This is a genomic window from Amycolatopsis sp. NPDC004169, assembly GCF_040610315.1.
GTDB lineage: Bacteria > Actinomycetota > Actinomycetes > Mycobacteriales > Pseudonocardiaceae > Amycolatopsis.
Genome location: NZ_JBEXMD010000020.1, coordinates 1 through 22,984, shown reverse-complemented (window position 1 = coordinate 22,984; position 22,984 = coordinate 1). Strand labels below are relative to the sequence as shown.

The 22,984-nt window shown below is 72.7% G+C and carries 19 protein-coding genes; 11 read left to right on the top strand and 8 right to left on the bottom strand.

The genetic code is table 11. From position 1 onward, the window contains the following. The first annotated feature begins 58 nt into the window (after positions 1 to 58). Together ABZX11_RS25605 and ABZX11_RS25600 are read left to right on the top strand one after the other, a co-directional pair. On the top strand, positions 59 to 1,999 hold the full coding sequence (locus ABZX11_RS25605) for an NPCBM/NEW2 domain-containing protein (protein WP_354917191.1): 1,941 nt from the start codon (positions 59 to 61) through the stop codon (positions 1,997 to 1,999). Positions 2,000 to 2,348: 349 nt separating this feature from the next. Continuing rightward, a complete protein-coding gene (locus tag ABZX11_RS25600; RefSeq protein WP_176176844.1) occupies positions 2,349 to 3,518 on the top strand; it encodes an MFS transporter in 1,170 nt (389 codons plus the stop codon). Between the two features lie 221 nt (positions 3,519 to 3,739). On the opposite strand, the gene ABZX11_RS25595 is transcribed toward ABZX11_RS25600, so the two are convergent. Next, entirely contained in the window at positions 3,740 to 6,571 is a 2,832-nt protein-coding gene (locus ABZX11_RS25595; protein WP_354917187.1) for an AAA family ATPase, read from the bottom strand. Between the two features lie 729 nt (positions 6,572 to 7,300). On the opposite strand from ABZX11_RS25595, the gene ABZX11_RS25590 reads away from it, so the two are divergent. Next, a complete protein-coding gene (locus ABZX11_RS25590; protein WP_354917514.1) occupies positions 7,301 to 8,302 on the top strand; it encodes an ABC transporter substrate-binding protein in 1,002 nt (333 codons plus the stop codon). A 71-nt stretch (positions 8,303 to 8,373) separates the two neighbouring features. Here ABZX11_RS25590 and ABZX11_RS25585 read toward each other — a convergent pair whose 3' ends face one another. After that, a complete protein-coding gene (locus ABZX11_RS25585) occupies positions 8,374 to 9,063 on the bottom strand; it encodes a TIGR03943 family protein (protein ID WP_176176842.1) in 690 nt (229 codons plus the stop codon). Next, a complete protein-coding gene (locus tag ABZX11_RS25580; RefSeq protein WP_354917184.1) occupies positions 9,060 to 10,055 on the bottom strand; it encodes a permease in 996 nt (331 codons plus the stop codon). The genes ABZX11_RS25585 and ABZX11_RS25580 overlap by 4 nt, the downstream gene beginning before the upstream one ends. A 130-nt stretch (positions 10,056 to 10,185) precedes the next feature. Between ABZX11_RS25580 and ABZX11_RS25575 the strand changes: the two genes are divergently transcribed. The 4 genes from ABZX11_RS25575 to ABZX11_RS25560 all read left to right on the top strand — a co-directional run bounded on the left by ABZX11_RS25575 (position 10,186) and on the right by ABZX11_RS25560 (position 14,275). Next, positions 10,186 to 10,860 (top strand): class II aldolase/adducin family protein, encoded by a 675-nt coding sequence (locus tag ABZX11_RS25575; RefSeq protein WP_354917181.1) that lies wholly within the window; start codon positions 10,186 to 10,188, stop codon positions 10,858 to 10,860. Next, on the top strand, positions 10,857 to 11,810 hold the full coding sequence (locus ABZX11_RS25570; protein WP_354917178.1) for a carbohydrate kinase family protein: 954 nt from the start codon (positions 10,857 to 10,859) through the stop codon (positions 11,808 to 11,810). The genes ABZX11_RS25575 and ABZX11_RS25570 overlap by 4 nt, the downstream gene beginning before the upstream one ends. 169 nt (positions 11,811 to 11,979) lie before the next feature. Further along, positions 11,980 to 12,426 carry a hypothetical protein gene (locus ABZX11_RS25565; protein WP_354917175.1) on the top strand — a complete coding sequence of 149 codons (447 nt, stop codon included), beginning with the start codon at positions 11,980 to 11,982 and terminating at the stop codon, positions 12,424 to 12,426. Positions 12,427 to 12,631: 205 nt separating this feature from the next. Continuing rightward, on the top strand, positions 12,632 to 14,275 hold the full coding sequence (locus tag ABZX11_RS25560; RefSeq protein ID WP_354917172.1) for a beta-1,3-glucanase family protein: 1,644 nt from the start codon (positions 12,632 to 12,634) through the stop codon (positions 14,273 to 14,275). Between the two features lie 84 nt (positions 14,276 to 14,359). On the opposite strand, the gene ABZX11_RS25555 is transcribed toward ABZX11_RS25560, so the two are convergent. Further along, on the bottom strand, positions 14,360 to 15,187 hold the full coding sequence (locus ABZX11_RS25555) for a leucine-rich repeat domain-containing protein (RefSeq protein ID WP_354917169.1): 828 nt from the start codon (positions 15,185 to 15,187) through the stop codon (positions 14,360 to 14,362). A 101-nt stretch (positions 15,188 to 15,288) separates the two neighbouring features. Between ABZX11_RS25555 and ABZX11_RS25550 the strand changes: the two genes are divergently transcribed. Then, positions 15,289 to 16,752: a helix-turn-helix domain-containing protein gene (locus ABZX11_RS25550; RefSeq protein ID WP_354917166.1), complete on the top strand. Its 1,464-nt coding sequence runs from the start codon at positions 15,289 to 15,291 to the stop codon at positions 16,750 to 16,752. Between the two features lie 28 nt (positions 16,753 to 16,780). On the opposite strand, the gene ABZX11_RS25545 is transcribed toward ABZX11_RS25550, so the two are convergent. Then, on the bottom strand, positions 16,781 to 17,293 hold the full coding sequence (locus ABZX11_RS25545) for a lytic polysaccharide monooxygenase auxiliary activity family 9 protein (protein ID WP_176176835.1): 513 nt from the start codon (positions 17,291 to 17,293) through the stop codon (positions 16,781 to 16,783). 273 nt (positions 17,294 to 17,566) lie between these two features. On the opposite strand from ABZX11_RS25545, the gene lexA reads away from it, so the two are divergent. Continuing rightward, on the top strand, positions 17,567 to 18,220 hold the full coding sequence (lexA, locus tag ABZX11_RS25540) for a transcriptional repressor LexA (protein WP_176176834.1): 654 nt from the start codon (positions 17,567 to 17,569) through the stop codon (positions 18,218 to 18,220). A 1-nt stretch (position 18,221) separates the two neighbouring features. Here lexA and ABZX11_RS25535 read toward each other — a convergent pair whose 3' ends face one another. Further along, positions 18,222 to 19,424 (bottom strand): cytochrome P450, encoded by a 1,203-nt coding sequence (locus ABZX11_RS25535; RefSeq protein ID WP_354917163.1) that lies wholly within the window; start codon positions 19,422 to 19,424, stop codon positions 18,222 to 18,224. Positions 19,425 to 19,519: 95 nt separating this feature from the next. On the opposite strand from ABZX11_RS25535, the gene ABZX11_RS25530 reads away from it, so the two are divergent. Continuing rightward, on the top strand, positions 19,520 to 20,950 hold the full coding sequence (locus tag ABZX11_RS25530; protein ID WP_354917160.1) for an MFS transporter: 1,431 nt from the start codon (positions 19,520 to 19,522) through the stop codon (positions 20,948 to 20,950). 148 nt (positions 20,951 to 21,098) lie between these two features. On the opposite strand, the gene ABZX11_RS25525 is transcribed toward ABZX11_RS25530, so the two are convergent. Both ABZX11_RS25525 and ABZX11_RS25520 read right to left on the bottom strand, forming a co-directional pair. Next, positions 21,099 to 21,353 carry a DUF4287 domain-containing protein gene (locus ABZX11_RS25525; protein ID WP_354917157.1) on the bottom strand — a complete coding sequence of 85 codons (255 nt, stop codon included), beginning with the start codon at positions 21,351 to 21,353 and terminating at the stop codon, positions 21,099 to 21,101. A gap of 64 nt (positions 21,354 to 21,417) precedes the next feature. Then, complete coding sequence (locus tag ABZX11_RS25520; protein ID WP_354917511.1) at positions 21,418 to 22,170, bottom strand: class I SAM-dependent methyltransferase; 753 nt, start codon at positions 22,168 to 22,170, stop codon at positions 21,418 to 21,420. 94 nt (positions 22,171 to 22,264) lie between these two features. On the opposite strand from ABZX11_RS25520, the gene ABZX11_RS25515 reads away from it, so the two are divergent. Further along, complete coding sequence (locus ABZX11_RS25515; RefSeq protein WP_354917154.1) at positions 22,265 to 22,861, top strand: TetR/AcrR family transcriptional regulator; 597 nt, start codon at positions 22,265 to 22,267, stop codon at positions 22,859 to 22,861. Positions 22,862 to 22,984 lie beyond the last annotated feature (123 nt).

Here is a 22,984-nt window from a genome sequence, read left to right as displayed (position 1 = left end):
GACCTCGCCGCACCGCCCGGTGATCCTGGGAGTCTTGTCCGGTTCCGGAGGGGGATCCATGCGACGACTTCCCGTACTGCTCTGCGCCCTTTTCCTGCTCGCCACCGCCACCCCGGCCGCCGCTGATCCGCCGCCCGAGCCGGTTCCGGGCGAAAGACCTCCGCTGGGGATCACCTGGGCGACCGGGGACCCCTACTGCCTCTACAACTCCGGCGAAGACGTCGTGAAAGCCGCGGCCGACCAGCTGGTCGGCTCGGGCCTGCGGGACGCCGGGTACGAGTACGTCATGCTCGGCGACTGCTGGCAGGCGGCGCAGCGCGACGCCGACGGCAAGCTGACCGCCCGCACCACGTTCTCCGCGAGCATTCCCGCGCTGGTGGACTACGTGCACGCACGCGGCCTCAAGATCGGCTTCTCCAGCGGCACCGGCGCGAAGACCTGCAGCGGCCAGGCGGCGGGCTCCCTCGACCACGAGGACCTCGACGCACAGACCTTCGCCGGCTGGGGCGCGGACTACCTGCGCTACGACACCTGCTACAGCGTCAACGGCGACGCACCCGCGCGGGTCAAGAAGATGGCCGACGCGCTGAAGCGCACCGGACGGCCGATCACCCTGGAGGTCGACGACTACGACCGCAACCAGAGCCCGTGGCTCTGGGCCCGTGGCGCGGGCGCCCAGGTCTGGCGCACCTACAAGAACGCCACCTTCAACTTCGGTTACTCGGCCGGGAGCCTCGACAAGCAGTACGGCCTGGAGGGCTACGCCGGCCCGGGCGGCTGGAACATGCCGGGCTCCTTCACCTTCAGCTACCTCGACACTGCCGAACGCCAGGCCAAGCTCGGCCTGTGGGCGGTGCTCAACGCGCCTCTGGTGGCCGACATGGCGCTGACGGCCGACACCACGCTCCCGGCGGACGTCATGGCCAACCCCGACATCATCGCCGTCGACCAGGACTGGGCGGGGGTGGCCGGGCACAAGGTCCGCGACACCGGCTGGACCGAGGTCTGGACGAAGCCGATGTCCGACGGCTCGGCCGTGCTGGTGCTGTTCAACCGCGGCGAACTGGCCGCGCCGATCACCACCTCCGTCGCCGACGCCGGGCTGCCCGCCGCGTCCGGCTACCGCGTGCGGGACCTGTGGACCGGCGAGGAAACCGAGACGACGGGCGCGCTCGGCGGGACCGTCGGACGGCACGCCGCCACCGTGCTGCGCGTGTGGCCCGCGAACACGACCGCCGCGCCGCGGACGTCGCTGACCGTCGAACTGCCCGACTCCGTGCCGCCGGACCGGCCGGTGACCGCCACCGTGCGGTTCGCCAACGCCGGTTCGACGCCGGTCACCGGAGCGCACCTGCAGCTCACCGCGCCCGCGCAGTGGCAGTTCGACTCCCCCGCCGAGGCCGACGCGGCGACCGTCGCCCCCGGGGCCACCTGGGAGACCGCGGTGACGCTGCACCCGGTCTCGACGGCCACCGAGCCGTTCAGGATGCCGGCCACCGTGACGTACACGACCGCCCAGGGCACCCGGACCACGTCCGCGCGAGCCGAAGCACCGCTCCTGCTCGCGCCGAACCCGCCCTACACCAACGGGTTGCTCAACACGCAGCCGTGGATGTCCAGCGAGAACGGCCTCGGCCCGGTGGAACGGGACAGCACCGACAACGGCCACCCGCTCACGGTCAACGGCAAGACCGACGCGCACGGCGGGCTGGGCGCGCACGCCCCCTCGGTGGTGCGCTACTACCTGGGCGGCAAGTGCCGGCAGTTCACCGCGACGGTCGGGGTCGACGACCGCGGGCCGAACGGGACGCTCGGGTTCCGCGTGCTCGGCGACGGCGTCGAACTGGAAGCCACCGGGGACATGCGGCACGGGGATCCCGCGCAGCACCTCGCCGTGCCGGTGACGGGCGTGCAGGTGCTCGCGCTCGCCGTCGACGACGCGAGTGACGGCTCGGCCGGCGACTGGGGCGACTGGCTGTCGCCGTACGTCACCTGCTGATCCGCCGCCGAGGCCCCTCCGCCCGCACCCGGGCGGAGGGGCGCTTCCACTGTGGACCCCGGCACGATCCGCAACGATGACACGCCGACGTTGCTCCGGCCGGGCGGCCCACCGCCCCGGCCGGGCCCCGCCCACCACGGACCGTGATCGGATCGGCCCGCCATCCGGTGCCGGAGGCGTCCGGCCGTGCCGATGCACGCCCATCCGCAGGGCGCATCGGAACGCACAGATTCGTTGAGGGGCAACAAAAGTCCGTTCATCCGTCAGGTGACGGATGTCTGTGGCGCGCCGACCGCGAAACATTGTTCTACGGAGTAGAACGCTCCGGCCTCGACCCCGAGGAGGAGCGATGTCGCGTGCTACCACCACCGTCTCCACTCTGGTCATCTTCGTTCTCGCGCTCAACCTGCGGCCCGCGGTGACGAGCCTGGGCGCGGCCCTGCCGGACATCTCCATCGCCGGCGGGCTGGTCGCCGCGGTGCTCGTGGCCCTGCCCCTGTGGGCGATCGGCCTGGGTGGCTGGGCGACGCCGTGGCTCTGCGCCAGGGTGGGAACACACCGGACGGTCACCGTGGCCCTTCTCGGGCTGGTGCTGTCGCTGGCCGGACGGGTGTTCGGCGGCCCGGTGGAACTGCTGGTCGGCACGGCGCTGGCGTGCCTGTCCATCGCCGTGCTGGGGACGATGCTGCCGTTGCTGGCCCAGGGGTCCGCCGCCTTCACGTTCGGGCTCGGGGTGGGCAGCACGGCAGGCGCGCTGGTCACGCCCACGGTGGTGATGTCGTCGTCGTGGCGGCTCGCCCTCGGCGTGTGGGCGACCACGGCCCTGCTGGCCCAGCAGGTCTGGCGGCGCACGCCCGGCGAGTTCGTGTCGCCGCGGGCGTCATCGGGCGCCGGGCGGGCCTCGGCCCTGACCATCCACTTCGGACTCATCTCCACGGTGACGTTCCTGGTCATGGGCTGGCTGCCGGGCATCCTGCGCAGCGCGGGCGTCCCCTCGACGACGGCGGGGGCGTGCCTGGCGCTGTCGATGGCGATGGGGTTGCCGATGATGTGGCTGGTGCCGGGCTGGACCCGCCGCTGGCGCAACCAGACACTGCTCGTCATCACGTTGGCCACGCCGAACGTCATCGGCGTGGCGGGGCTGCTCCTGGCGCCCGCGGCGGCACCCTGGCTGTGGGCCGCGGCGACCGGGGCGGGCATGGGGTCGCTGGCGTTCGCGCTGACGACGATTTCGCTGCGCAGCAAGGACAGTTCGGTGGCGCTGTCGGCGGTGGTCCAGGGCGTGGGGTACGTGATCGCGGGCTTCGGCGTGCTGGTGTGCGGCTGGCTGCACACCGGGACGGGGGCCTGGCGAACGCCGCTGCTGCTGGTGCTCGCGGTGCTGATCGGCCAGGTGGTCAGCGGGCACCTGGCGGTGTTCCGCCGCGCCCCGGCACCGGCCCCCGCTCCGGCGCCGGCGGTGGCCCCGCCGCTCACCGTGCACCCCCAGGAGGACGACGCACCGGAGGTCGCCGCCTGACCCGCGGCCGGTCGTGAGTGGTGGGCCCGCCTTGCCACCCACGACCGGTGCCGCGGCGTGGCGCGAGAGCGTTTTCCGGGCGGTCTCGGCGTGGCTCGGCCGGACGCCACTTCGCGACCGGCCCGGCAACGCACCCACCGGCGCGAGAGCGTTTACCCGACGGCCGCGGTGTGGCTCACCCGCACCCACTCACCGGCGCGACAGCGTTTCCCGGGCGTGGCTCAGCCGGAGGCCGACTGGTGCCGGGCCGCCTCGCGGGCGATGTCGATGCGCGAATGCACTCCCAGTTTCGTCAGGATGTGCGAAACGTGCGTGCCCACCGTGCGCGGTGACAGGTACAGCCGGGCCGCGATCTGCGGATTCGACAACCCTTCGACCACCAGCGCCGCGATCCGGCCTTCCGTCGGGGTGAGGCTCTCCCAGCCGTGGGTGGCTTCGCGGTGCTTGACCGTCGGGCCGCGGCGGATGCCCAAGGCGCGGAACTGTGCGCGCAGCCTCGCCACGTCCCACTGCGCGTCGAGTTCCGCGTAGAGGTCGATCGCGTGGATGAACGCCGCCCGCGCCGAACCGCGGTCCTCGGTCCGGGCTTCGGCGAACGCGATCGCCGCCGCCTCCAGTGCTTTGGCGCGGGACAGCGGGCGGCCCGCGTCGGCGTACCCGTCCGCCGCCCGCAGCAGCATCGTGCCGTCCCGCTCGAGGAGGCCGCGGCAGTACAACGCCAGCGCACGGCGGTGCGGCACCGACGACTCGGCCGCGATCGCGCGCGCCCTCGCCTCGATCTCCGTCGCCGTCCGGACATCGCCGATCGTCATCGCCAGGCGGACCGCGTCGCCGAGGCGCTCCTCCCCCGCGTCTTCGCCCGCCGGGACCGCCGTCAGCACCGCCAGGGCCCGCTCCGGCGCGCCCGCGTGCTCGAAGGCCAGGCTGCGCGCGCGGACCAGGGACTCGACGACCTCGTCGCCGGCGCTCTCCGAATGCCGGGCCGCGACGTCGAGGTGGCGGTGGGCCGCGGCCGTCTCGTCGCGGTGGAAGTGGATGATCGCGGCGACGCCGTGGTCGCCGCACACCACGTCCGGGTCCTTGCGGTCGTCCGGGACGACGTCGACCTCGGCCAGCGCGTCGTCCCACCGCCCGGCGCCGAGCATCAGCTGCCCGATCGCGCTCTGGACCTGGGTCAGCCGGGCCACGCTGCCGGTGCGCTCGGCCAGCTCGCGGGCCTGCCCGGCCGCGGTGAGCGCGTCGGCGTAGCGGTCGAGCGCGCCGTAGGTGACCGACTGGTTGATGCGCAGCAGCAGGGTGAGGTCGATCAGCGTCGGGTCACCGCGCACGATGGCCATCGCCCGCTCGAACAGCGGCAGCGCGGCCGCCCACTCGCCGCGCATCATCGCGCACTGGCTCAGCACGTGCAGCGCCCACCCCGACGCCCAGCGGTCTTCGTCCGTGCCGAGTTCCGCCAGCGCCGCGGAGGCGGCCCGGCCCGCGGAGTCGACTTCGCCCAGGACACGCCGGATCCGCGCGATGAGCACCAGCAACCGGGCCCGGTGCCGGGCCTGCAGCCCCGGCTGGTTCAGCGCCTCGTTGAGCGCGGGCAGCGATTCCGCGGCCCGCCCGGTCGTCCCGCGGCTCTGCACCACCGTGGTGTGCAGGTCGACGCGCACGTCGGGGTCGCGGACGCGGTCCAGTGCGCGCAACGCGATCCGCTCGGCCTGGGCCACGTTGCCGACCCGGTAGTACGCGTCGGCCAGCCGGCAGGCCAGCGCCCCGGTCACGGCGTCGTCGAGCGGCGCGTCCCGGACTGCGCGGCGCAGCAGGGCGACGGCGACCACGGGTGCCTGGCCGATCAGCGGCATGGCCACCTTCAGCAGCCACCGCACGGCCCAGTCCGGCACCGGCATCCGAGTGTCCGTTGTGGACACCATGGGCAGCAGCTGCCGCGCCACCCGTTCGACCGGGGCGCTCGCCTCGGCCAGTGCCCACGCGGCGGACTGGTGCCAGGCGACCCGGACCGCGGTCGGCATCTCGTCGTACAACGCCGTGCGGATCAACGGGTGCCGGAATTCCAGGTCGTCGCCCGCCGCCACCAGTACCCCGGCCGCGCGGGCCTCGTCGAGGGCCGGCAGCAGCTCGGCGAGCGAGGAGTTCGTCACCGTCACCAGGTCCGCGACCGAGAAGCCGACGCCGAGCACCGCCGCTGTGCGCAGCACTTCCCGCGCCGCCTCGGTGAGGAAGCCGAGCCGGTCCGCGATCGCCTCCGGCAGCGAATCCGGCGTCGCCGCACCGGTCAGCTCCGCGATGCCCGCGTGATCGACCTCCAGGCAGGAACTCCTGGTCAGCGCGTCGACGAGTTCGGTGAGGTACAACGGATTCCCGGCGGCCCCGGCGGCCAGCTCCTCCAGCCGGGTGCCCGGCTTGCCGCCGGCCAGCGCGGCCACCAGCTCGAGCACGGCCGGTTCCGCGAGCCTGCCCAGCCGCAGCCGCTCGGCCGGCCGGACGATCCGGAACAGCGCGCGCAGGTCGTCGCGGCGCGGCACCGGCCGCAGCACGCCGATGAGCAGCAACGGAAGCTGCCGGACCGAGCGGGTGAGCCGGCTCCACACCGCCACCGTCGTGCTGTCGGCCCACTGCAGCTCGTCGACGACCAGCACCACCGGGCCGTCCTGGCAGAGCTGGTCCACCAGCGCGATCAGCTGTTCGGCGGCCGCGGCGGCGAGGTCGGCGCCCTTGCCCGCGACGGCGCCGCCGCCCAGCAGCTCGTAAACGGCGTCACGGCGGGGATCCCGGGTGGCCGGCGTGATCTCCAGCGCGTCCAGCAACGGCAGCAGCGGCAACGCCTGCCCGAGCTCGTCGCCGGCGCCCCAGTACACCTGGCAGCCCGCGTCGGTGGCGGCCGCGCAGGCGGACCGGACCAGCGCCGACTTGCCGATCCCCGGCTCGCCGTCCACCAGCACGGCCCGGCCGCGGCCTTCGGCGACGTCACGGATCCAAGCGACCAGCCGGGACAGCTCGCTGTCCCGGCCGACCAGCAGCTCGGTACCGTCCGTAAGCGGTCGCACACCGCGAATTCTAGAAGTAAAACCTGTTTCCCAACAAGAGGTCCACTTGGCGAGCGCCGAACACCGGCCGTCAGTCCGGCGTTCCCCGCCCCGATACCCGCCATTCGATAAATGCGCCGATTCGTGATCTCGGCGTGCTTCACCCGCACGGCATTCGCAGGCCTCGGTAAGCGTTGCCGCAGGCCCGGCCGCCCCGGACAGGCCGGGGCGCGACCGGCACCGGACGGGTGAAGCAGGTTGCGAGACAGCGGTTCCGGCGTGACATCCACGGCCCGCACCCCGATCCGCCGTCGGCCGCCTCTCGCCGGGGACGACGGGCCATCGACGACTTCGACACCGCCGCGACCATTGCCTGCCTTCGCAGACAATCGGTGAATAGCGGCAGCCGGTTCGATTTCGGGGAGCGGCAACTACACCGGGTTCGCCCCCTCCGGATATGACGGCCGGACCGTTGTTTTCCGCTTTGCCGAGGGGCGGCGGGCCACGTTTTTCGCACTACGCCACCGTCAACGGAGAGCCACCCGCCCGCCGGCCCGGCGACCAAGAGCGGCCCAAGATCGTCGATCAAGTATTCGTGCCGCCATTCTGGTGAATTCGCTGATCCAGCGGCATCACGCATTGTCAAGGCCAGCCGGGGTCCCTACAGTGGCCCGCCTGACGCCGGGAAGTGAATCACGCACTTTCCTTGGAGCCGGTACATCAACTGTCATCTCCTTCGAGGAGCAGACCTTGTTCGGAATAGTCAGGAGCCGTGGCCGTGTTCGTGCCGCGCTCGCCCTCGCGGTCGTCACGGTCGTAACCGGTTGCGGTGCTCTCGGCGCCACCGGCTCGAGCTCGCTGCCGAAGGGCAGCGGGCTCGAGAAGACGACCCTGAAGGTCTCGATCCTGCCCACCACCGACCTGGCACCGTTCTGGCTCGCCCAGGACGAGGGCTACTTCCAAGCCGAAGGCCTCACCGTCGAGTCCGTGATCGCCGCCAGCGGCCAGGCCTCGCTGACGAAGTCGATCTCGGGTGACGCCGACATCGCGTTCTCGACCTATCCGCCGTTCTTCACCGCGCGCAGCACCGGCGCCGCCGATATGCAGCTGGTCGCCGACGCGACCTCGGTCAACGCGAAGTCCAATGCGATCGTCACGGTCCCGAATTCGCCGGTCAAAACAATCACCGACCTCGCCACCGCGAAGATCGCCATCACGGCCAAGAACACCGCTTCGGATCTCCTCACCCGTTCGGTCATGCAGGACCACAACGTCGATTTCAGCAAGGTGAAATGGGTGCTCATCCCGCTGCCCGGCATCGCGGCGGCGCTGCAGCAGGGGCAGGCCGACGCCGCGTACCTGCCGGAGCCCTACATCACGCAGGCCGCCAAGACGGCCGGCGCGATCCCGATCATCGACATCAACTCCGGCGCCACCCAGGACTTCCCGCTCACCGGCTACGGCGCGACCCGGAAGTGGGTGAAGGAGAACCCCAAGACCCTCGCGGCGTTCCAGCGCGCGATGCAGAAAGCCACCCACGACGCCATCTTCGACCGCGCCAAGGTCGAGCCGCTGCTGGTGCGCTTCGCCAAGATCGACGAGGACACCGCCAAGCTGCTGACCCTGCCGGGTTACGGCGCGGTGCTCGATTCCCGTCGCCTGCAACGGGTTCCCGACCTGCTGCTGCAGCTGGGCGCCATCCCGTCGCCGATCGACGTGAACTCGATGATCGGCCCGCAGGCGGGCCGGTGAACCCCACGGCACGAGGTCGCGAGTGGTGACGCGGCTTCCGGATCGGATTCACCACGCCCGGCCCGCAACGGCTAGCCGAGGCTTTCGTACGGATCGGCGGGCGGAGCCACGGGCCGGGCCACGCCGACGTCGAGGAACGGGATGGTCCCGCCGTTGACCGGATCCTGCGCCTGCCGGTCGGTGAAGCCACCGGTGACCTCCAGCCACGCATCGGGTGGCAGCACCGGCGGCACCCGGCCGGCCAGGCCGACCTTCACCGGCTGGGCGTCCGCCGCGCAGCAGTTCAAGAGCATGCGCACCAGGTACGGCGTGCCGCTGCCGTCGAAGGCCACGAACCCGGTGAGGGTGACGGTCCGCCCGGCCAGCGACCGGCCGTGGTCGTAGACCGCGCGGTCGGCGTAGTCGATCACCGCCAGCCGGACCGGGTTGCCGTCCGGGAGCGGGGTGAGGATCCGCGGAGCCGTCACCGCCGTGCCGGCGCGCATCGCGCTGTAGGAGCCCAGAGCCGGCGGCGCGGCGAGGATCAGCGCGAACACCGGCAGCACCAGCAGCCAGGAGACCCGGGGCGCGGCGTGCCCGGCCGGGCGGCGGCGCGCGTACCAGACGGTCGCGACGGCCGCGAGCACCAGCACCACCCCCGCGGCCAGCACCAGCGGGCGCAGGCCGGCCTTGACGTACCGCAGGTACAGCCCGGTGACGCCGGCGTGCAGCAGGACGCCGCCGACGAGGAAGAGCAGGATCGCCTGCACGGTCCGGTTCACCCCAGCACCGCCCCGGTCACGACCGCGGCCGCGACGGCCACGAGGAAGGTCGCCGGCGCGAACCGCAGCGCGAACCCGCGGCCGAACGTGGCGGCCTGCATGCCGAACAGCTTGAGGTCGATCATCGGGCCGACGACCAGGAACGCCAGCCGCGCGGTGAGCGAGAACTGCGTCAGCGAGGAAGCGACGAACGCGTCGGCCTCCGAGCAGATCGACAGCAGCACGGCGAGGCCGGCCAGTACCAGCACCGCGACCACCGCGTGGCCGGCCGCGGCGTGCAGCCAGCTCGCGGGCACCACGGCCTTGAGCGTCGCGGCGGCCATCGCGCCGCCGACGAGGAACCCGCCCGCGTGCAGGACGTCGTGCCGCACCGAGCCCCAGAAGACCGCGCCCTTGGTCCCGCCTTCGCCGTGCTCGTGCGGGCGCGGCCGGAGCCAGTCCGGGCGGCCGAGCCGGTGCCACAGCCAGCCCATCACGCACGCCGCGGCGAGGCTCGCGGCGAACCGGGCGAAGACCATCTGCGGCTGCCCGGGGAACGCGACGGCCGTCGCGGCCAGCACCACCGGGTTGATCGCCGGCGCCGACAGCAGGAACGCCACCGCCGCCGAAGGCGTCACCCCGCCGCGCACCAGCGCGCCGGCAACGGGCACCGAGGCGCATTCACAGCCGGGCAGAACGGCTCCGGCCAGCCCGGCGACGGGCACGGCCAGCGACGGCCGCTTCGGCAGGGCGCGCGTGAAGAACGAAGGGGGCACGAAGACCGCGAGCGCGGCGGAGAGCAGGACGCCGAGGACGAGGAACGGCAGCGCCTGCACGACCACGGCGACGAACACCGTCATCCAGCTCTGCATGACCGGGGCCGACAGCAGGCGCCGGACCGGGCCCTGGGCCAGGAACCCGGCCAGCAGGACGAGAACCAGGATCAGCACGGGATCGACGTTCCAGCCGGCCGGTTTTTCGTGCTCCCGGCGGCGTTCCTCGATGGCAGTCACCAGACGTTCTCCCGTGCTTCCGCTCCACACCCGTCTCCTACACGGGACACGAGCCGGTCCGGTTCACCGCGCACCCCCCCCGGACAAACCTGAACGTGACTTTGATTCATGTTTGATCTACCCTGAGCCGATGACCCAGGGCACCGCGCTCCTGCAGGCCGAACGGCAGGCCGTCGTCGACGCCTGCCACCGCCTGGCCGGAGAAGGACTGCTGATCGGCACCGCAGGCAACGTGAGCGTGCGCGCCGGCGAGCACGTCGCGGTGACCGCGACCGGCGTCGTGCTCGGGCGGGTCACGCCCGCGGACGTCACCGTCGTCGACCTGGCCGGGAGCGTCGTCGCCGGTGAGCTCGCGCCGACCTCGGAACTGGAGCTGCACCTCGGGATCTACCGCCGCTGGAACGCCGGCGCGGTCGTGCACACGCACTCGCCGCAGGCGACCGCGATCTCGCTCGTGCTCGACGAACTCCCGTGCGTGCACTACCAGCAGCTGCTGCTCGGCGGGGCGGTGCGGGTCGCGCCGTTCGCCGTCTTCGGCAGCGACGAGCTGGCCGAGCACGTGTGGACGGCGCTGGACGGCAAGTCGGCGGCGCTGCTGGCCAACCACGGCGCGGTCGTGCACGGCCCGACGCTGCCCGCGGCGGTGGACAACGCGCTGCTGCTCGAGTGGGCCTGCGAGCTCTACCGGAACGCCGCCGCCATCGGCTCCCCGCGGGTCCTGGACGAGGGCCAGCAGGCCGCGGTCGTGGAAGCGGCCATGCGACGCGGTTACGGCCGCACCCACCGGATCGAGGAGGATCTGTGACGCAAACGGTGATCACGCTCGGCGCGCACGTGTTCGACGTGCAGGTCCGGCCGGTCGAGGCCATCCCGGAAGGACAGGGCGCGGCGCTGGTCGAGCAGATCCGGTTCGGCCCGGCCGGAACCGCGGCCGGCACCGCGCTGACGCTGGCCAAGCTCGGCGCCGCTGTGCGCACCGCCGGCGCGATCGGCACCGACCCGATCGGCGACCTGCTGCTGGCCATGCTGGGCGAGCACGGCATCGACACGTCGCTCGTGGTTCGCCGCGCGGGCGTGCAGACGTCGGCCTCGGTGCTGCCCATCCGCCCGGACGGCAGCCGTCCCGCCTTTCACGTCCCCGGCGCGAACCTCACCTACGGGCCGGACGACGTCCCCGCGGCCGACGTCGCCCGGGCGACCCACCTGCACCTCGGCGCGCCCGAGCTGATGGGCGGGGAGAACGCGGCGAAGATCCTCGCTCCCGCACGGGAGGCCGGCGTGATCACCTCGGCCGACCTGCTCGCCCCCGGCGATCCCGGCGTGCTCACCTGGATCGCCCCCGCCCTGCCCCACCTCGGCTACCTGCTGCCGAACGAGCAGCAGGTCGTCGGGCTCACCGGCGCCGGGACGCTCGAGGAGGGCGCCCGCGCGCTGATCGCCCGGGGGATCGGCTGCGTGGCCGTCACCCGCGACGCGCGCGGTGCCCTGGTGGTCACGGCGGAGGAGGTGTTCGCCGTGCCCGCGTTCGCGGTCGACGTCGTCGACACCACCGGCTGCGGTGACGCGTTCTCCGCCGGCTTCCTCCGCGGCATCGGCCTCGGCCGGTCCCCGCGGGAGGCCGCCGTGCTCGGCTCGGCCGCCGCGGCACTGGTCGCCCAGGGCCTGGGCAGCGACCACGGCGAGTTCGACCTGGCCGCCGCCGACGCCTTCGCCGCGGCCACGCCGGTGCTGGAGGCCGCCGATGCGCCGCATTGACGTCGTCCGTGGTCGGCGCGGGACTGGCCGGCCTCACCGCGGCACGAGCGGCGGCATCCCAGCAGCCAGCCGGGGTGTTTGTCGGACAAGCCCCAGTCCACCGCCCGGCCGTGCAACCCGGCGGCCGGGCCGTTCCGTCTCCCGGGCAACGGAACGAAGGAGGCACCCCATGCGCCGGCCGTTCGCTGTCCCCGCCGTGGTCCTGGTCGCCCTGACTGCCGTGGCCTGCGGCGGCAGCGCCCGGCCCGGCTCGGCGTCGCCGCTGTGCTCCGCCTCCTACGAACCGCGCGAGCTCGTCGAAAGCGGGCCGCTGTACCCGCCGTTGCCCGCTCCGGGGAAGAGCCGCGGCGAAACCCGCACCACCGACGTCGCCGCCATCAAGAAGGTCGTCGCCGCGGCCTGCGATCTGCCGGAACCGCCGTCGGACGTGGCCTGCACCGCCGAACTGGGCCCGGCCTTCGCGCTCCGGTTCGTCGACACCCGCGGACAGACGACCGATCTCACCGCGGCCGCGTACGGCTGCCAGTTCGTCGAGGGCCTGGACACCCGGCGGTACGACGCCCGCCCGCTCTGGGACGCCCTCGCCGCCGCCGGGCTCCCCGCGCCGCGCCGCTGACCCCCACCGTCCACTTCGGACCGGGACCGGACCACGGCCGGAACTGGTCCGGCTACGAAAGGGCACCGTCGAGGGCCGTCCGTACCCGAGCCGGGCCGCCGGATGTTGACCCCCGCCGGAACGCGTCCCTACCGTCCGTTCACCGTTTCCGGTGACCACGGGGCCGTCCGGCCGCGGGGACACCGCCCGCCCTCGAGGAGGTGCCATGCTGTCGAGGCGAACTTTCGTCACCGCCGGCCTGGTCGCCGCCGCGGCGAGCACGCCGCTGTGGTCCGCCGTCACGACGCCGAAAGCCCGCGCCGCCGCGGCGCTGCCGTTGACCCTGAAGAACAATTCGGGCAGCGGCACCGTCTACGCCTACATCAGCGGCGCGGACACCGCGGGGCGCCCCGGCTTCGTCACCGCCGACGGCCGGTTCCAGCCGCTGGCCAACCCGTCCGCGCCGGTGACGCCGATCCCGGACTACGCGATCCCGCTCAGCGGCGCCGGCGCGCAGGTCACCGTGACGCTGACCGACTACCTCATCGGCGGCCGCGTGTGGTTCTCGGTCGGCAAGAAGATCCAGTTCTTCGTCAACCCCGGCCCCGGCCTGGTGCAGCCCGGGTTCGCCAGCGCGGACCCGAACTGGCAGACGAACTGGACGTTCTGCGAGTTCACCTACAACAGCGCGAACCTCTACGCGAACATCAGCTACGTCGACATGGTGGCGCTGCCGGTGTCGATGGCCACCACCGGCGCGGCGGGCGCGCAGTCGGTCAGCCCGCTGCCGGACGGTGCCCTCGCCGGCATCGCCGACGGGCTGCGCGCGCAGCACAACACCGACGGCGCGCCGTGGGACCGGCTGGTCGTCACCGACTCGGGGGGGCAGGTGGTGCGGGTGCTCGCGCCCGGTCACTCCCCCGTCGACTTCGGCGGCTACTGGACGAACTACCTCAACGCCGTCTGGGACCACTACCGCTCGACGCCGCTGACCGTCAACGGGCAGGGCGGCATCGGCTCCTACACCGGCACGGTCAGCGGGGACGCGATCGTGTTCGCCGGCCTGAACACCAACGGGGTGCCGTTCACCAAGCCGAGCGCGGCGGACATCTTCGGCTGCGCGAGCGGGCCGCTGTACAACTCCGGCAGCGACGCCCGCGGCGCGGTCGCCGCCCGGCTGGCCGCCGCGCTGAACCGCAGCAGCCTCCTGGTGGCCGGCGGCAACAACCAGCCCGACGGCGTGGCGCCGTCGGAGTACTACCGGGACGCCACCACCAACCACTACGCGCGCCTGGTGCACCAGTACGCCTCGATCGGCTACGCGTTCCCGTACGACGACGTCGGCCCGACCGGCGCCCAGCCCGTCGACGGCCACCTGCAGGACCCGGCCCCGACGTCCTGGACGGTCGCGCTCGGCCCGGGCGCGGGCGGCGGCACGACCCCGCCGGGCTCCGGCGGCACGAGCGCGTACTCGACGATCCAGGCGGAGGCCTACAACGCCCAGAGCGGCACGCAGAACGAGTCGTGCGCGGACACGGGCGGCGGCGTCGACGTCGGCTGGATCGCGAACGGCGACTGGCTGAAGTACGCCCGCGTCGACTTCGGGTCGAGCTCCCCGAACCAGTTCGTGGCCCGCCTCGCCTCGGGCGCGCCGGCCGGGGTGAGCGGCGCGATCAAGGCCCGCCTGGACAGCGTGACGGGCCCGGTGATCGCCGAGATCGACTTCGCCAACAACGGCGGCTGGCAGCAGTGGCAGACGGTGCCGGCCAACATAGTCGCGCCGGCCACCGGGGTGCACGACTTGTACCTGACGTTCTCGGGGAGCGCGTCGGACTTCGTCAACGTCAACTGGTTCACCTTCACCCGCTAGGCAGACGGCCTCGCCGCCCTTCTGGTGCAGGGCGGCGAGGCCGTCGGTCGCCGGCGATCCTTTGTGGACCGGGCAGGCGAACCGTCACGGGCCTTTCCGGACCTCCGCGGGCCGGTGGCTGTAGTGGGGTGCTCCGCGTTCCAGCGCCACCTCGGGCAGGTCCAGCAGCGCACTGAGATCGCCGTCGCGGAACGTCGTCCGGCCGCCGAACGCCACCGTGCGCAGCGCCGGGTGTCCCCGCACCGGCGTCACGCTTTCGACCTCGCCCGCGTTTTCCAGGAACAGTTCGCGCAGCCGCGGGAGGTCGCGGACGAAATCGAGGGACGCCGTCTTCGTGCTGTGCAGGCGCAGGACAGTCAGCTCGGGGAAGGTGCCGTCGAACGACACCCGGCCGTCGTACAGCCAGAGTGTCCGCAGGTTCGGCGCGGCGAGCCCGGCCGGAGTCAGCACCGTCGTGCGGATCAGCTCCAGCCGCAGGAACTCCAGTGCCGGCTTGTCCCCCAGCAGCCGCAGGGACGGCTCGGTCCGCGGCCAGCCCCACACCGTCAGCTCCCGCAGCGCGCGCAGCGGCGTCAGGTCCGCGACCGCCGGGAGGAACGGCATCCCGAGCACCTCCAGCCGCGTCAAGCCGGCGAGGCTCAGCGGCCCTCGGTAGTCGGAGGCGAGCGTCAGCTCCGTCAGGCCGGGCACGCCGGCCACCGCCGAACAGTCGGCCACCCCGCGCAGCAGCCGGATCCGGGTCAGCCCGGGCAGGTCGCGGACGAACCCGAGGTCCGGCAGCACGGGTCCGCGTGGCGAGCCGACGAGCAGGCTCGTGCAGCCCTCGGCCGTGAAGCGGTCGCTCAGCGAGCGGGTCCACGGCCCGCTGTCGACCTGGAGTTCCTTCGCGCCGTTGACCGTCCGGACCCGCATCCCGGCAACGATACGGCGCACCGGCCACGCCTGGCCGGTCGGCGGCCTGGTCTCCGGCCCTCCTCACGGCCATCATGGAACCCGTGGGAGGGGGAGGGCGATTGGCCGAACGCTGGGGCGCGTCGCTGCGCCGGTACCGGACGCGCGCGGGGCTCACGCAGGAGCAGCTGGCCGAAGCCGCCGGGGTGTCGATCCGGACCCTCCGGCGGTGGGAAACCGGCGACGGCGGGCATCCGCACGGGCCGTCCGTGCGGCGCGTCGCGCGGGTGCTGGACCTCACCGGCGGGGAGCGCGACCGGCTGCTCGCCCTCGCGGACGAGCCGGACCCGACCGCCGGCCGCGCCGTGGCGCCGCCGCGGCTGCGCCCGTTCGAGCCCGGGCCGTTCGTCGGCCGGGAGGCGGAACTCGACGCGCTCACCGCACACCTGACCGGGACGCCCTGCCGGAACCTCGTCGTGGTGGACGGTCCGCGCGGCATCGGCAAGACGTTCGTCGCGCTGCGCTGGGCCGACCGGCAGCGCGGGGCGTTCCCGGACGGCCAGCTGTACGCCGACCTGTGGGGGTCCCGCACCGATCTCGCCTCACGGGGGCCGTCGGAGGTGCTGCACGACTTCCTCCTCGAGCTGGGGGTCACCCCGGAGGAAATCCCGGGTGGCGCCGAAGAACGGGCCGCGCTCTACCGGACCGTGGTGGCGGGCAAGCGGCTGCTCGTCGTGCTCGACGACGCCCGGGACTCCAACCAGGTGCGGCTCCTGCTCCCGGAGAGCCTGGAAGGCGCGGTCCTGATCACCGGCCGGCACCGGCTCAACGGCCTGGTCGCCGGGTCCGGCGCCGGGTCCGTGACGCTCGGGCCGCTGCCGGAGGCCGCGGCCCGGCAGCTGCTGGCCGCCTCGATCGGGGCGGACCGGGCGACCGGGGACGGCGCCGGCGAGCTCCTGGAGTTCTGCGGCGGGCAGCCGCTGGTGCTCTACGCCGCCGCCGCGCGGGCGGCCGCGCACCCGGAGCGTGACCTGCACGAGGTGACCGGAGAGCTCCGCGAGCTGGCGGCGGCTTCGCCGGCGCTGCACGACCGGACCTCCGGGCTCGCCGCCGTGCTGGGCGAGTACCACCCGGACGTCGAGCTGATGGAGCTGGGCTCGGACCTGATGACCCAGGCCTACCGGCTCAACGACCTGGGCCGTCCGGATGCCGCGCTGTCGGCTCTCACCGACGCCGAAGCGGTCTACCGGCAGCTCGACCGGCAGACCCCGCGGTTCTACCGCGCCGGGCCACTGGCCGACTGCCTGATGACGAAGTCCCTGCAGCTGCTGGACCTCGGCTTCGTCGAGGAAGCCGTCCGGGCGAGCGCCGAGTCCGTGGAGCTGCGCCGTCCCGGGGACGACGACCTGCTGCCGACCGGAGCCGTGCTGAGGATGCTGGCGAGCAGCCTCGGCAACCACGCCATGCTGCTGTGCGCCGTCGGACGGCCGGAGGAGGCCGTGGCGGCGCTGACGGAAGGGGTCGAGCTCCGGAAGCGGTTCGTCGCCGCGAAGCAGGCCGGGCGGACCGTGTCGTCGAGGGGGTGACACGGCCCGTCCGGCCACAGTGGACGGTTCAGCTGACCTGCAGGTCGATGCAGGCGTAGAACGCGTTCGCCGTGTCGGCGATGTTCCACACCGCGAGCACCGTCTGGCGGCCGGTGTGGCTGCCCAGGTTCACCTGGTGCGCGACCGTCGCCGGCGGCTGCTGGTTGTTGCCGCTGACCTCCGCGATCTTCTGGCTGCCGATGAAGTACTGGTAGTTCGACGTGCGGTGGCGAGCGGTGAAGGTCCAGGTGAAGGTCACCGTGCGGCCGACGCTCGCGGCGCGCCAGCCCTTGTTGTTGTCGTTGAGCTCGGCGAACTGGGAGACGCCGCCGTTGCACGAGCGCAGGCCCTTGGGTCCTTCGACGCTCTGCGGTTCGTACTGGATCTGCCCGCACTGCACGGTGTGCTGGGCGCACTGCGCCTGCCGGCTGGCGGGCGAGCTGACGTAGCCGTGCGCGCTCGCGATCCCGGCGGGGTTGAGCACCACGAGCACCGGGGCGAGGAGAGCACCCACGGCGGCCGCGACCAGTTTGCGGTTCATTCCGGCTCCTTCGGGGACGGGCTCGCCTCCCGCCGCCGGGCACGGCGCAGCCGCGGCCCCGGCCTCGCTGGAGGTCCGCCGCGACGGGAAGGGTTACGAGCGAAGGAAAATTGTGGTCTAGACCATACTTCGGATCGTTACCCAGGTCAACGGCTGGCAAAGTAACGGATGGTGTTGGTAAGGCGCCAACCGTCACCCGGTGTTCCGTTGAGCGGGACCGCGGTGGTGAGACCGGCGGCGGGGCGCGGGGCGCGTGCCTCTAGGATCACGCCCGTGACCACCTACGACGACACGTTCGAGCACCTCGACCCCTCGGCCCTGCCGGAGCGGCAGCAGCGGATCCTGGTCGCGATCCGGGACTGGGTGGTCCAGCACGGCTACTCCCCCAGCACGCGCGAGATCGGCGAGGCCGTCGGCCTGCAGTCGACGTCGTCGGTGTCGAAGCACCTGGCCAGCCTCGAAGACAAGGGCTTCCTGCGCCGCGGCGCGACCGTGTCGCGCCCGATCGACGTGCGCGCGTTCCTCAACGGGACGGCCGCCGCCGAAGACGGCGATTCGGTGCCGGTGCCGGTGGTCGGCGACATCGCGGCGGGCACGCCGATCTCGGCGGTCGAGCACACCGACGACGTCCTCAAGCTGCCCCGCGACCTCACCGGCCGCGGCACGGTCTTCGGCCTGCGCGTCCGCGGCGACTCGATGATCGACGCGGCGATCTGCGACGGCGACATCGTCGTGGTCAAGCAGCAGTCAGAGGCCCACTCGGGCCAGATCGTGGCGGCGATGATCGACGAAGAGGCGACGGTCAAGGTCTACCGCCGCCGCGACGGCCACGTGTACCTCGAGCCCCGCAACCCGGCCTACGACGTCATCGACGGCGACCGCGCGGTGATCCTGGGCGCGGTGGTGTCGGTGCTGCGCAGCGTCTGACTCACCAGGTGACCGGCAGTTCGTACACGCCGTACACCGATCCGTCGTGCTTGAACGGGATCTCCCCGAGCCCGACGGCCGGCGCCAGGGTCGGGATCCGCCGGTACAGCGTGCTGTACACGACCTGCAGCTCGAGCCGGGCCAGCGGCTGACCGAGGCACTGGTGGACGCCGAAGCCGAAGGCCACGTGCCGGTGCGCGTCGCGGGTCAGGTCCAGCCGGTCACCGTCCGGGAAGGCCGCCGGATCGCGGTTGGCGATGTCGCTCGCCATGATCAGGCCCTCGCCCGCGCGGATTGTCTCCCCGGCGATTCGGATGTCCTCCAGCGCGACGCGCCGGCGTCCGTTGTGCGTGATGTTCAAGTAGCGCAACAGCTCTTCGACCGCCGACGCGACCAGCGCCGGATCGCCGCCCTCGCGCAGCAGCGCCAGCTGGTCCGGGTGCTCCAGCAGGGCCAGCGTCCCGAGCGCGATCATGTTCGCCGTCGTCTCGTGACCGGCGACGAGCAGCAGGACACCCATCTGCGCGGCTTCGGGCCGGGTCAGCTCGCCCGCCGCGACCCGGGCGGCGAGCCCGGACAGCAGGTCGTCGGCGGGCTGGCCGAGCTTCGCCCCCACCAGCCGGTCGAGGTAACCCGCCAGCGCCCGGAGCGCGGCCGCCCGTTCCTCGGGCTTCGTGTCGCGGTGGACGACGACCTTGCTGTGGTCCTGGAAGAAGCCGTGGTCGGCGTAGGGGACGCCGAGCAGCTCGCAGATCACCAGTGACGGCACCGGCAGCGCGAACGCCTCCACGAGGTCCACCGGCTTCGGGCCGGCCAGCAGCTCGTCGATCAGGTCGTCGACGATCCGCTGCACGGCCGGGCGCAGTGCGGCGACCCGGCGGATCGTGAACGGCGCCGTCACCATCTTGCGCAGCCGCGCGTGCTCCGGGTCGTCCATCAGGATGAAGCCGAACCCGGCGCCGCCCTTCGGCAGCGGCGCGGGGCTCGGGTACCCGGGCCGGGTCGCGTCGGCGCTGACCCGGGGATCCACCAGCAGCGCCCGCTGGTCGGCGTAGCGGGTCACCAGCCACGGCGTGCTGCCGTCCCACAGCCGGACCCGGGTGAGCGGGGTTTCCCCCTGCAGCGCACGGGCGGCGGGCGGCGGGTCGAACGGGCAGCCCGCGGCCCGGGGCATCGGGAACTCGGGGATCTCCGTGGTCGTCATCGTTCCTCCGCGGTGGCCGTCGGTTCGTCAGCAGTCAACCGAAGGCTGCTACGGTGAGTCAAGCAACTGATTTAATCTCCCCCGGAGGGCAGTTCGTGTCCGAGCCATCCAGCGCACCGCGCGCGAACCTCGTCGTCGCGGTCCTCGCCCTCGCGGGCATCACCGTCTCGCTGATGCAGACGCTGGTCATCCCGCTGATCCCGGCGCTGCCCGGGCTGTTGCACGCCTCCGCGGCCGACGCCACCTGGGCCATCACCGCCACCCTGCTCGCGGGCGCGGTGGCCACGCCGACCATGGGCAGGCTCGGCGACATGTACGGCAAACGGCGGATCCTGCTCGTCGGCCTCGGCGCGCTGGTCGCCGGCTCGACCGTCGGCGCGCTTTCCGACAGCCTGGTGCCGATGGTCGCCGGGCGCACCCTGCAGGGCCTCGCCGCCGGCGTCATCCCGCTCGGGATCAGCATCATGCGGGACGAACTGCCGGCCGAGCGGCTCGGTTCCGCGACCGCGCTGATGAGCGCGTCGCTCGGCGTCGGCGGCGCGCTGGGCCTGCCCGCGGCCGCACTGCTGGCCGAAAGCGCCGACTGGCACGCGCTGTTCTGGACCTCCGCCGGGCTCGGCGTGGTCGTCACCGCGCTGGTCGTCGCGCTCGTGCCGGAGTCGCCGGTCCGCACCGGCGGCCGGTTCGACGTGCCGGGCGCGGCCGGGCTGTCGATCGCGCTGGTGTGCCTGCTGCTGGCCATTTCGAAGGGCGCCGACTGGGGCTGGGGCAGCCCGGCGACGCTCGCCCTGTTCGCGGCCGCCGCCGTCGTCCTGCTGCTGTGGGGCCGCTGGGAGCTGCGGACCGCGCGGCCGCTGGTGGACCTGCGGACGACCGCGCGGCGCCAGGTGCTGCTGACCAACATCGCCTCCGCGGTGTTCGGCTTCGCGATGTTCGCGATGTCCCTGGTCCTGCCGCAGCTGCTGCAGCTGCCGGCGGCGACCGGGTACGGCCTCGGCCGCTCGATGCTCACGGTGGGCCTGGTGATGGCACCGTCCGGCCTGGTGATGATGGCGCTGGCGCCGGTGTCCGCCCGGATCTCGGCCACCCGCGGCCCGAAGACGACGCTCATGCTCGGCGCGGTGGTCGTCGCCGCGGGCTACGCCCTCGGCATCGTCCTGATGAGCGCGACCTGGCAGCTGGTGCTGGTCTCGAGCATCATCGGCGCCGGGATCGGGCTGGCCTACGGCGCGATGCCGGCGCTGGTCATGGGCGCGGTGCCGGTGTCGGAAACGGCGGCCGCCAACAGTCTCAACACGCTGATGCGCTCGATCGGCACGTCCGTCTCCAGCGCCACGGCGGGGCTGGTGCTGGCGCGGCTGACGATCCCGTTCGGCCCGGCAACCCTGCCGTCGCAGAACGGGTTCCGGCTCGTGCTCGGGATGGGTTCGGCGGCGGCGCTGCTCGCGCTGGCCGTCGCCGCGTTCCTGCCGCGGCGGTCCCCCGCGGCGGCGCCGCCGGAACCCGCGCTCGCGGCCGGCCGCTGACCGAGGCGGGCTCTGATCACGTGTGATGCCTCTTCGAGCACGCTCGATGCCTTGAACAGCAAAGGGAATGTCGCGTTCACCGACCCGATCGCCGGATTGTTCAGCGGCTTTGTATCGGGTCGGCGGGAGGGGTGTGGCCGGTTCGCTCTCAGGGGCGTGGGGCTGCCAGGCCGTCGATGTGGAGTTTTCCTCCTGCGTGCTTCTCCGCCACGAACTCCGGGCCCTTTGCTATCAAGCGGGCCAGTGCTGTTGCGTGGCCGTGGCCCAGGGCGTGGTCCTGCTTCAGCCAGGCCACTATCTCGGCCGGCTTTGTCAGGTTCTTGGTCTTGGCCAGCTCCATGAAGGCTCGGGGAGTGATGCCCGACTGCTTCTCCGCGTTGTCGAGGTACGCCTGGAACGACATGGTGCTCCTCCGCCTGGTTCGTTCTTCCTGGGTGGCTCCAACCTCTCACCGACAACTTTTTTTGTCAAGGGCGTTTCGCTGCCACCGCCAAGGTTGTGTACGGCAGCACGAAGCTTCCGCCCAGTGCGTCGATCGCCTTGCCCACTTCGGACAGGACCTCCGCCAGCGCCTGGGGCGGCAAGCGCGTCAAGCCGCCCGTTGTCGGGAGGAAGTCGAGCCACTCTTCGCGCGTGTACGTCCTCTCCCACTCGAACGTCCAGCGTGCCGGGGCGTCCAGACCCTCCGCCCCGGTGATCGCGTCGGCGAAACCGGTGAACATCACGTCGTAGATCTCTGCCGCCGTTCTCGTCTCGGCCGCGAACGGCATGTCCGGCAGCACCCGGCGGCAGGCCTGCGCGAACGCCTTCGCCACCTCGGCCGGCGGCTGGAACACGTGCGCGAACACGGCGAGGAGCCCTCCCGGCCGCAGGACCCGCGCCGCCTTCGGGGGGCCGGTTCGGGGGTTCACCCAGTGCCAGGCCTGGCCCGCGATCACGGCGTCGAACGTCCGGCCGGACGGGTCCCAGTCCTCGAACTTCGCCACCTCGACGTCGATTCCCCCGCCGCGGGCGAACGCCGCCATCCGGGGGTCGGGGTCGATGCCCAGGACGCGGCAGCCCGCCGCGCGGAACTGGCGGGCCTCGATGCCCGTTCCGCAGCCGACGTCCAGGACGTCGGTTCCCGGGCTCTCGGCGACGATCCGGTTCACCAGTTCGGGTGGGTACGGCGGCCTCGCGCGGTCGTAGCGTTCGACGTCGGTTCCGAAGGACTCGGCCATCGCGCGGGCCTCATGGGGTTGAGTGGGCATGCGCCCACTTTAATGGGCACTTGCCCACTAGGGCAATCACCGGGCGTGCCGGAGAATGAGCTCCATGCCGACCGGGGTCCACCTGCGCGATGTGCGCAAGCAGCTGTTCGACGCGGCCGAGCGGGTCCTCCTCCGCGACGGCCCGGGCGCCCTGACCAGCCGGGCGGTCACCACCGAGGCCGACGTCGCCAAGGGCGTCCTGCACCGGCACTTCACCGACTTCGACGACTTCCTCGCCGAACTGGTCCGCGACCGCCTCGCCCGCCTGGCCGACCAGGCCGCCCTCCTGCACGCCTCGGCCGGCACCCGGACCGTCGGGGAAAATCTCGTCGACGCCCTGGTCGAGCTGTTCGACCCGGTCTCGGTGGCGTTGACGAGCCTGATCTTCTTCCGCGACGAACTCCGCGCCCGCCTGCGCAGGCGAACCGGCCTCCCGATCCTGGCGGAGGCTCGCGACATGCTCACGGACTACCTGTCAGCCGAGCGCGAACAGGGCCGCATCGCCGCGGACGCCGAAGTCGGAGCCCTGGCCCTGTCGTTGATCGGGGGCGGCCACCTGCTCTTCGCGGGCCGGCGCCGGGAAACCCTGCCCGGCAACGGCGAAGTGGAGACGATGGTCCACACGGTCATCGCCGACGTGGTCCAGCGCCGCCTGCTGTAGGGACGGTCCGAAGTGGATCAAAAACCGAGAAGGCCCCGCCGGTGGCGGGGCCTTCTCGGTGATCGGGTGGGCGATACTGGGATCGAACCAGTGACCTCTTCGGTGTGAACGAAGCGCTCTCCC